The sequence below is a fragment of the Mesorhizobium sp. CA6 genome (genome assembly GCF_020165035.1).
GTDB lineage: Bacteria > Pseudomonadota > Alphaproteobacteria > Rhizobiales > Rhizobiaceae > Mesorhizobium.
This window is the reverse complement of sequence record NZ_JAIUHI010000007.1, coordinates 297,168-305,191: the sequence shown is the minus strand read 5'-3', so window position 1 is coordinate 305,191 and position 8,024 is coordinate 297,168. Positions and strand designations below refer to the sequence as shown.

The window sequence follows — 8,024 nt, the reverse complement described above, 5'->3', positions numbered from 1 at the left end:
AGCAGCGACGGATTGGGGGAACCACCTGGCAATCAAGCCTCGGCCTGATCAGTCGCGCCAGTCACAGAAGATGTGTGCATAGCGTAGCCAAGCGAGGGAGATGTCCGGCAGGACAGAGGGGGCGCCGTCCCGCCTGCATCTCAAATTTAGATTATCCGATCAGAGCCTCGACGCTTTTCGCCAGCTCGGCCCCTTCCCCCACGACCCGCAGCGTCTTCAGCCGCGATGTGCCGCCCGCGACCACCGAAACGGCCGACACCGGCACACCCAGCGCCTTGGCCATCAGCCGTTCCAGCGCTGTATTGGCGGCGCCGTTCTCCGGCACGGCGCGCACGCGCGCCTTGAGATGATTGCGCCCGTCGGCGGCGGTCTCGACGCCTTCAATCCGGTCGAGCGCCGCCTTCGGCGTCAACCGCACGAAGAGGTCGATGCCGTTCTCACGCAGCCGAAACGGCGTGCTCATCAGCCACCGGTCACGACCCAGGACCAGACGGTGGTGACCAGAAACTGCCGGATGAAGAAGATGATCAGCAAAAGAATGATCGGCGAAATGTCGATGCCGCCGAGATCGGGCATGAAGCGGCGGATCGGGCGCAGCGCCGGATCGGTCAGCCGATAGAGCATATTGCCGACGCTGCCGACGAACTGGTTGCGCGAGTTGACGACATTGAAGGCGTAGAGCCAGGAAAAGATCGCCGAGGCGATGATGATCCACCAGTAGATATCAAGCGCCATGACGATGGTCTGAATAAGGGCGATCATGCCGGTCTCCAAAATTGTCGCCGACATGTAGCCATTGCTCGGCGTGCGGGCAAGCCCGCGGGCTTGACTGGCGGGCAAGGCCTACCAGTCAGCGTGCTCGTCGCCTGCCGGTCTTTCGCCTTGACATGAAACGGCCGCGACCGATACAAGCCGATCCGCTGGAACGGGGCTGTAGCTCAGCTGGGAGAGCGCATCGTTCGCAATGATGAGGTCAGGGGTTCGATCCCCCTCAGCTCCACCAGCCAGCATACGCATGTACTTCTCATCGGCTTTTGCCTCCTCGCTCAGCATTTTGTGACTGCCGGATTTCGGGCCGCGTGCTTGGAACCAATGGAGGGGCAAGAGGGTTCAGCTATACTTTTGAAGCTGATATTCCCCGGCCGGCTGGGTAAGCGGCGATGCTTGAGGAGTTCTCCATCATGAAGATTTCGTCCAGGTTCCGTTCAGTCGCGGTTGCGGCCATTGCTGCCGCCAGCGTCAGCGTTGCCAGCGCCGCTCATGCCGACAGCGGCACGATCCGCTTCTCCGTCTATAAGGCAGCCTTCTTCATCGGCGGCTCCGGCGGGGAAGGCACGCTGACCTTCCATGGCAAACGCTATCCGATCTCGATCGGTGGCATCTCGGGCGGCCTGGCCTTCGGCGCATCCAAGACCTATTTTCAGGGCAGGGTGCGCCACATCCGACGCGCCAGCGATGTGACGGGCGTCTACGGCGCGGCCGGCGGCGGCGGCGCGCTCGGCAGAGGCGCCCAGGTGATCGTCATGACCAATGACAAGGGCGCCCAGCTCGAGCTCACCGGCCGGCAGGTGGGCCTGCAGGTCAACGCCGACCTCAGCGGCATGAGCATCGCGCTGAAGAGGTAGGAGCCCCAACTCCATCCGTTATTCCCGGATGGGCCGGTTCAGGCGTGCCCGGGCGCGCAATGTCAACGACAAGGTCGCGCCGGGCAGGCCAGACGGCGAGTTTCGTCGACCTCTCCGCCGACCTGCCAGACCAATGGCGGGGGTGTCCGCTCTGATGAATAGCGGGCCTGCAGGCATCCCGCTTGCCAATGAAGGGCGGCTCGCCTCAATCGTCCCAGTCATCCCAATTGTCTTCGTCCTGCGGATAGTCGGGAACGACCCGGATGATCGGCCGCGGACGCTGATAGCGCCAATAATCCTCGTCCGGTAGCTGACGCTCATAGGTGCGATAGGCAGGCCGGTCGTAGTGGTGGCGCTTCCAGTATTTGTGCTTCTTGTGCGGCCGCACGCAGTAGCCGTCCTCGGTCAGGTAGGCGCATGTGACATGCGCCTGCTGGACCAGGCCATTCCTGGCCGGCATGCCAATCATCGGCGCCGCATGGACCGCTGGCATCACCGCCAGCATGGTGCCGGCAAGGGCAAGAACAGACAATTTCATCGGCCTCTCCAATCTGTGCAGATTAAGGCCGGAAGAACGTCCTGATTGGGTACGATTTGCGGCGGCCGAGATCACTTTGATTTGCGGCCGCACATATGAGCGTTAGATCATGTATTGCGCCGGTATGCCCAAACCCGCCTTCAGGCTTGAAGTCCACGGAGCCGCCGGTGTCCTTCACGCAATCCTTGGCGACCCGACGCATCCCATAACGCTAATTCGCCAGCTGATCGAGAAGCGTGTCGATTTCCCCTTTCTTTGGCGCTTCGGGCGAAACAGGGGCGGCCTGCGGGTCGGCGGAAGCGGGTTCAGCCGCCGGCGCGGTGATCTCTGCTTCGGCCTCGCCGCCGGCGTTCGAACCTGGCGGCGGCGCATTATCCGTATTGCCGGTGTCTGGCGCCACGGCGGGTTCCGGAGCCGCGGGCGGCGCTTTGGGCCGGGGTGCGGCGTTGCGCAGAAGATCGCCGATCAGATCCGCCGCTCCCTTGCCGGAACCGTCGCCGTTCGAGCCCGTTTGGCCCGGGATCAGCTTGTCGAGATTGAGTTTCCCGGTCGGCAGCCCAAGGCGGCTCAACATATCCAGCGCGCCCTGCGGGTCTTTGGCCAATGCGCTCAGGTCCGGATAGGCCCGAGGCGCAAACAGCGGGCCTTGGACCACGATGGGCACCCCGATGCCATTCACGGCAACGTCGCCTCCCTGCCCGGCAAGCGAGGCAACGACGCGGGGGTTGAGACGGATGTCGAGCGTCTGGTCGGCGAAGTCTATCTTGCCCGAGCCGTCCATTCGTACCAGCGGACCCAGCAGGCTGATGTCCGTCGTTTGCGCGACGCCGTTCTCGATGGCAAAAGAGGCGCCGAGTTCGGTGAACGTCGTCTTCTTGGTCTGATCCTGCTTGAAGCCGCTGGAAAGCAGCCCGACCAGGTTGTTGTAGACCTCTTCTACGTCGATGCCGCGGAAGGCGCCGTCGCCGAATTTTGCCGCCGCCTTGCCGCCAAGGGAGCGGGCAAGCGATTTCGTGGTCTTTCCCGAGCCTGAAATCGCGACCGTCGCATTGAGCGTTCCTTCGATGCGGTCGAAATCCGCCGCGTCATGGAGCAAGGGGGCCGCGGCCGCGCCGGCGATCGCAGTGTTCAGCGTCAGGGAAGCGGCGTCGTTGGAGCCGTCGGCTGTCATTTCCGCGGCAATCGTGCCGCCGTAGAAGGGACTTTGCGGCACGTTCAGGTGCGCCTTGCCATCGGCGATCACCAGAGTGGTCGCCACCGGCCCGGCGAAGACCTTTCCATAGCCGAGCTTGTCGGCCTGGATGTCCACCTTGGCGTCAATTCCCTTGAGGAAGGAGAGATCGATTGGCGCGTCGGTGGCGCCGTCCGGCTTCTGCGTTCCTCCCGTGGCAGGCTCGCCGCCGCCGGCGAACGCCGCGAAGTCAAGCTTCGCGAAATTGAGCGACGTCCGGATGTTGAGGGGCGCCCCAAGTTTCATCGAGCCTTGGCCCGACGCCTTGACGCCGTTCAAGGCAACAGAGGCTTTCTGAAAGGAAAGCTGTCCTCGCCCGGCGTCCACGTCACCTTTGAAGGCAAAGTCTCGCAGACCGTGGGAAGCACTCTGCCCCAGCCATTGCATGAGCTTGTCGACCGAGGCCGATGTGACCGAAACCTGACCCTTGAACGTGCCGCCACCCCCGGCAGCGCCGCTTATGCTGCCTTCGAGGTATTTGGAGGAAACCGAAAGGCTGATCGGCCCGGACGCATCGGCAACGGAGCCGCTGGCCAGAAAGGATGCAGGCGCGAGCTGGGACTTGAACGTCACGGCCTGTCTCCGCCAGACGAGCTTGCCCGTCAAATCGACCGGCTTGCCGACATCGTGAACCTTCGCGTCAAGATTGAGCCCGGTGATGTCGTCGGCCGTCCGGGCCTCGGCAAGTGCTGCGAGCGGAAGCTTGCCTTCCCGAATTCCGACCGTTCCCTGCAGATTGACGCTGCTGCGTATGCGCTCTGCGGTGAGTCCGCGAAAAGCGAACCCCATATCGGCGGTCAGCTTGCCGGACAACGGCACGGATTGTCCGGCCAGCTTCGCTACAGAGCCGATATCCAGCCCTGAACTCGCAATATTGCCGCGTATGGTCGGAGGCGTTTCACCGACATTCGTCGAGGCTTTCGCGGTAACGCTTCCCGCATCGAGGCCGAAGTGCTCCAGCTTTGCCTCGATATGTCCGTCGCGCAGCGTCGCGGCGAGCTGGACATCGGAAGCCCGTATCTTGCCGCCGACCAATTCATCGATGGCGACGCTGATGTCGGCGTCGAACGCAGAGAGCATCGCGAGGTCGGGCTCGCCGGAGCCGGCCGAAACCTTGCCCGCGCTGGAACCACCCTTTCCAATATCGCTCAAGGCGTCGATATCGACGCGCTTTGCCGCCAGGTCGGCGAAGAAGCGATGCCGCGCCCCGGGCTGAAAGAGCGCGTCCATCTGGAAGCTCTGGTCGCCGACATCGAACTTTCCGCCCTTGATCTGATAACTGCCGTTCCCGTTGAGCTGGATCTCTCCACTCGCATGCAATGAAGAGAATTTGGCAACCGGCGCCGGATCGAGACCCGCCTCGATGGCGATCTGGGCCGGCAGCCGTTTCAGGATCGGCCTCAAGGCGGAAAGGCTCCCGCTCATTTCAACGCGACGGCCGCCGCTGGTGCCGGCCAATGAAAACGAGACCTCCCGGTCGAGGTCCGGAACCCTCAGATCGGCGTCGATTGCTGTCACCTCAGCGGAATTGCCGGTCGACGCGCCTGAGGTGAGGGTGCCGTTCGTTATCGTCAGTTGGTTGATCGCCAGCCGCTCGAGCGTATCGACAACCGCCGCGAACGGATCGGCCTGTACATCCTTCGGTTCCGGAGCTGACGCCACGTTTGCCGAAGCCTTGAGCGCGATTGCCGGATCCGCCAGCGCGACGGACTGTATCTCAAGCTTTTTCGACCATAGGGACGACAGCGTTATCGAAGTCGAGAACCGCGGAGCGGATATCGCGATATCGCCCGTGCCGGTCGAAAGCGAGATATCGTCCGCGACCACCGCCAGCTTGGGCAGCAGCGATAGTCTGACAGGTCCGTCCAGCCGAATTGTCATTCCGGTTGCGGCTGACAGTTGCCGGCTCAGTTCGGCACGAACCCAGTCGGTTGAAACAAGCGCGGGCAGAAGGAAAAGCAGCCCGACGACAAGAACGACGGCTACGGTGAGTGCAGCGACGATTTTTCTCACATCGACCAGCCAAAACGATCGGAAGAATCAGTATCGTCAAACATACATGCTTCTGGCGCGCGACTGAATCCTGCCGAAACATGGGCCCCGCGCCGGACGAATTTCGGACTGTTCCGCGGAGCCCGTCGGCTCTTTCGTCGAGGTCTATCGCGGTCGCAGCCATTTGCACGCAAGTGTTTCCAGACGAAAGGGTTTGGAAACGGTCAGCCGGTTTCCGAGCCATTCGCGTGAAACAGACCGGGCGCATTTTTCCGGCACCCGCCGCCGACATATCAGCCATTTCAAATGGAGGACGTGCCAATGTCTGCGCTCGGAACCCTGCTTCGTTTGAGCCGCGCCATCATCCACGCGCACAACAACGCCAAGGTCAGAAACCTGATGGATGTCCCGCCGCCCGAAACCGGCAGAGACATGGGCCGGCATGTTTCGCCCGACGCCTCCAAAAAGGAGCCTGGCGCCATACACCCCGGAGGACGCTGACACAAGCGGAGTCTCGGACCGGCCTCGCCCCCCTCACCTGGAGACTGGTGTTGCTTTGCGTTGGCGCGCATAGGCCACGCAGGCGTCCACGGTGCTGACGCATAGCGCGTCACGGCTGTTCGGCAAGTTATTGTCGCCGGCATAGGCCACCTCTGCGACGTGGCCGTTGAGCATGCGTATTTGCGTATTGCAATAGCCGCCGGGGGCGACGTTGACCGACCCTCCGACCGCGGGAATCGCGCCCACGGCCATCGTCGGCACCGCGATGCTGAGATTGCCGCGTTGCACGGTGCGCTGGTAGGTCCAAATCTGACCGGAAGGCCCCGTGTCGGCCGTCGCGGTCGGAAAGCCGGCGCACATGCGGACATCGGCCTCGCTGAGACCGACCATCTCCTTGCGGGCAGCGGCCGTGGTGGCGTCGACCTTGGCGATGCTCGACGTATCGTCGGGGATGACGCAGGACGACAGGGTGGAGATGCCTGCCGCAACAAAGGCAAGTTTTCGAATATGCAAGGATGTCATGCCGTCGTCGGAGTTGTGTGCCGCCCCAGCGCCCTCCTGCCTACCTAGGCAATCGGCCAAACGCGTCAACCCGCGGAATGCCGACGCCTTCCGCGCCGATGCGCTCATACCACCCGGAAGTAGCTCGTCATGCCGGTCTTCTGGTGCTCGATGATGTGGCAATGCAGCAGCCAATCGCCGGGATTGTCGGCGACGAAGCCGAGCTGCACCTTCTCGTCGGGCTGAATGAGATAGGTGTCGGAGATTAGCGGCTGCACTGCCCTGGTCGATGACGACAGCACCTTGAAGCTCATGCCGTGCAAATGGATCGGGTGCGCGTGCGGGGTGAGGTTCTCCATGTCGATGATGTAGCTCTGGCCGCGCTTCAGTTCGGCGAGCGGCGCGGTCGGGTCCGGCGTGTCGCCCGGCCACGGCACTTTGTTGATCGCCCAGAAACTGTAGCCGAGCGAGCCGCAAATGCCGTCGGCCGCAACGTTCTCGGCCGTCGCGCTCAGCGCCAGGGGAATCCGCTTGGCGCTTGTCAGGTCCACCTCCGACACGGGATTGGCGTCAAGCGGGCCGAGATCGCGCAGATCGTGCTTGAGCGATTTGCCGACCGAGCGCAGCGTCGCCAGGATTTTCGGCTTGGTGCCCCTGACATCGCGCAGGCTAGCGATCGCGCCCTCCTCGTCGGGCATGCGGATGGCAAGCTCCAGCCGCTGGCCAGGCCCCAGCTGCAAGGCATCCGGCGTAAAACGCTGCGGCACCGGATTGCCGTCGAGCGCGATGACCGTCGCCTCGGCGCCGTCGATGCGGAAGGCATAGATGCGGGTGACGTCGGTGATGGCCGCGCGCAGCCGCACCAGCCCGCCGGCCGGCGCATCGAATTGCGGCTGGCCCTGCCAATTGGCGGTGCGCACCGTGCCGAAGGTGCCGGCCTTGGCCGCGTCGCGCGGCCGGAACGGCTCGATGAACTGGCCGTCGTCGCCGAGCCGCCAGTCGCGCAAGTTGACCACCATCTCGACATCGAAGGCCGGATCGTTCGGGTTCTCGACCACGATCACCCCGGTCAGGCCGTGGCCCATCTGGATCAGCGTGTTGCAATGCGGGTGGTACCAGAAGGTGCCGGCGTCGGGCGGCGTGAATTCATAGTTGAAATGATCGCCCTGATAAACATAGGGCTGCACAAGGAACGGCACGCCGTCCATCTTGTTGGGAACGCGGATGCCATGCCAGTGGATGGTCGTCGGATCGTCGATGCCGTTGATCAAGCGCGCGGCAAACGGCTCGCCCTTCCTCATCCTGACGACCGGCGGCATGCCGGCCTCGGCGTAGGTCAGCACATTCTTCGTCGGCGCGCCGTCCATCAGCTGCGCCTCGATGTTCGCGGTTTTCAGGATCAGCGGGGCCGACTTGGCGGCTGCAAAGCCGGCCAATCTGCCGACAGTCGCGGCGCCGATGCCGGCCAGGCCTGCGGCAGCTGTGGTTTTGAGAAGGGCGCGGCGCGTGAATGTCGTCATATGGTTTCCGTCGGCAGGATGCCTCGGCCGTTGGAATTGAGCTGAACCAGTGAGCCGCCTACCACCATCCGGCGCGCCGGCCTAGTGCGTTTCACCGTTTCATGGAAACGGCGAAA

At 63.3% G+C, this 8,024-nt stretch carries 9 protein-coding genes, 1 tRNA gene and 1 pseudogene; 4 read left to right on the top strand and 7 right to left on the bottom strand.

The genetic code is table 11. From position 1 onward, the window contains the following. Window positions 1-151: 151 nt before the first annotated feature. Both LB526_RS13530 and LB526_RS13525 read right to left on the bottom strand, forming a co-directional pair. Window positions 152-463 carry a DUF167 family protein gene (locus LB526_RS13530; RefSeq protein ID WP_224627992.1) on the bottom strand — a complete coding sequence of 104 codons (312 nt, stop codon included), beginning with the start codon at window positions 461-463 and terminating at the stop codon, window positions 152-154. Further along, entirely contained in the window at window positions 463-762 is a 300-nt protein-coding gene (locus LB526_RS13525; RefSeq protein WP_135888880.1) for a YggT family protein, read from the bottom strand. Before LB526_RS13525 ends, LB526_RS13530 begins: the two co-directional genes overlap by 1 nt. Window positions 763-927: 165 nt before the next feature. Here LB526_RS13525 and LB526_RS13520 point away from each other — a divergent pair. Both LB526_RS13520 and LB526_RS13515 read left to right on the top strand, forming a co-directional pair. Beyond that, window positions 928-1,003, top strand: a tRNA-Ala gene (locus tag LB526_RS13520). Between the two features lie 178 nt (window positions 1,004-1,181). After that, window positions 1,182-1,625, top strand: a complete 444-nt coding sequence (locus tag LB526_RS13515; protein ID WP_224531957.1) for a hypothetical protein — start codon at window positions 1,182-1,184, stop codon at window positions 1,623-1,625. A 205-nt stretch (window positions 1,626-1,830) separates the two neighbouring features. On the opposite strand, the gene LB526_RS13510 is transcribed toward LB526_RS13515, so the two are convergent. Next, window positions 1,831-2,163 carry a hypothetical protein gene (locus tag LB526_RS13510; protein ID WP_224531959.1) on the bottom strand — a complete coding sequence of 111 codons (333 nt, stop codon included), beginning with the start codon at window positions 2,161-2,163 and terminating at the stop codon, window positions 1,831-1,833. 211 nt (window positions 2,164-2,374) lie between these two features. Then, window positions 2,375-4,429, bottom strand: coding sequence for an AsmA family protein (locus tag LB526_RS13505; RefSeq protein WP_224628001.1), 2,055 nt, complete (start codon window positions 4,427-4,429; stop codon window positions 2,375-2,377). Between LB526_RS13505 and LB526_RS13500 the strand changes: the two genes are divergently transcribed. Next, entirely contained in the window at window positions 4,367-4,717 is a 351-nt protein-coding gene (locus LB526_RS13500) for a hypothetical protein (protein WP_224628005.1), read from the top strand. The two genes, LB526_RS13505 and LB526_RS13500, sit on opposite strands and share 63 nt — an antisense overlap. Before the next feature lie 408 nt (window positions 4,718-5,125). On the opposite strand, the pseudogene LB526_RS29780 reads toward LB526_RS13500, so the two are convergent. Further along, window positions 5,126-5,407, bottom strand: a pseudogene (locus tag LB526_RS29780) (AsmA family protein); the annotation flags it as partial. A 300-nt stretch (window positions 5,408-5,707) separates the two neighbouring features. Between LB526_RS29780 and LB526_RS13490 the strand changes: the two are divergent. Further along, window positions 5,708-5,887: a hypothetical protein gene (locus tag LB526_RS13490; protein WP_181174778.1), complete on the top strand. Its 180-nt coding sequence runs from the start codon at window positions 5,708-5,710 to the stop codon at window positions 5,885-5,887. A 33-nt stretch (window positions 5,888-5,920) separates the two neighbouring features. Here LB526_RS13490 and LB526_RS13485 read toward each other — a convergent pair whose 3' ends face one another. Both LB526_RS13485 and LB526_RS13480 read right to left on the bottom strand, forming a co-directional pair. Further along, window positions 5,921-6,409 (bottom strand): hypothetical protein, encoded by a 489-nt coding sequence (locus LB526_RS13485; protein ID WP_140841915.1) that lies wholly within the window; start codon window positions 6,407-6,409, stop codon window positions 5,921-5,923. 104 nt (window positions 6,410-6,513) lie between these two features. Continuing rightward, a complete protein-coding gene (locus LB526_RS13480; protein WP_224627991.1) occupies window positions 6,514-7,908 on the bottom strand; it encodes a multicopper oxidase family protein in 1,395 nt (464 codons plus the stop codon). Between the last annotated feature and the right edge of the window lie 116 nt (window positions 7,909-8,024).

Bases quoted from the DNA above. Each gene is read 5' to 3' on its own strand.
- LB526_RS13530 (WP_224627992.1), bottom strand. From the start codon at position 463: ATGAGCACGCCGTTTCGGCTGCGTGAGAACGGCATCGACCTCTTCGTG.
- LB526_RS13525 (WP_135888880.1), bottom strand. From the start codon at position 762: ATGATCGCCCTTATTCAGACCATCGTCATGGCGCTTGATATCTACTGG.
- LB526_RS13515 (WP_224531957.1), top strand. From the start codon at position 1,182: ATGAAGATTTCGTCCAGGTTCCGTTCAGTCGCGGTTGCGGCCATTGCT.
- LB526_RS13510 (WP_224531959.1), bottom strand. From the start codon at position 2,163: ATGAAATTGTCTGTTCTTGCCCTTGCCGGCACCATGCTGGCGGTGATG.
- LB526_RS13500 (WP_224628005.1), top strand. From the start codon at position 4,367: ATGTCCGTCGCGCAGCGTCGCGGCGAGCTGGACATCGGAAGCCCGTAT.
- LB526_RS13490 (WP_181174778.1), top strand. From the start codon at position 5,708: ATGTCTGCGCTCGGAACCCTGCTTCGTTTGAGCCGCGCCATCATCCAC.
- LB526_RS13485 (WP_140841915.1), bottom strand. From the start codon at position 6,409: ATGACATCCTTGCATATTCGAAAACTTGCCTTTGTTGCGGCAGGCATC.
- LB526_RS13480 (WP_224627991.1), bottom strand. From the start codon at position 7,908: ATGACGACATTCACGCGCCGCGCCCTTCTCAAAACCACAGCTGCCGCA.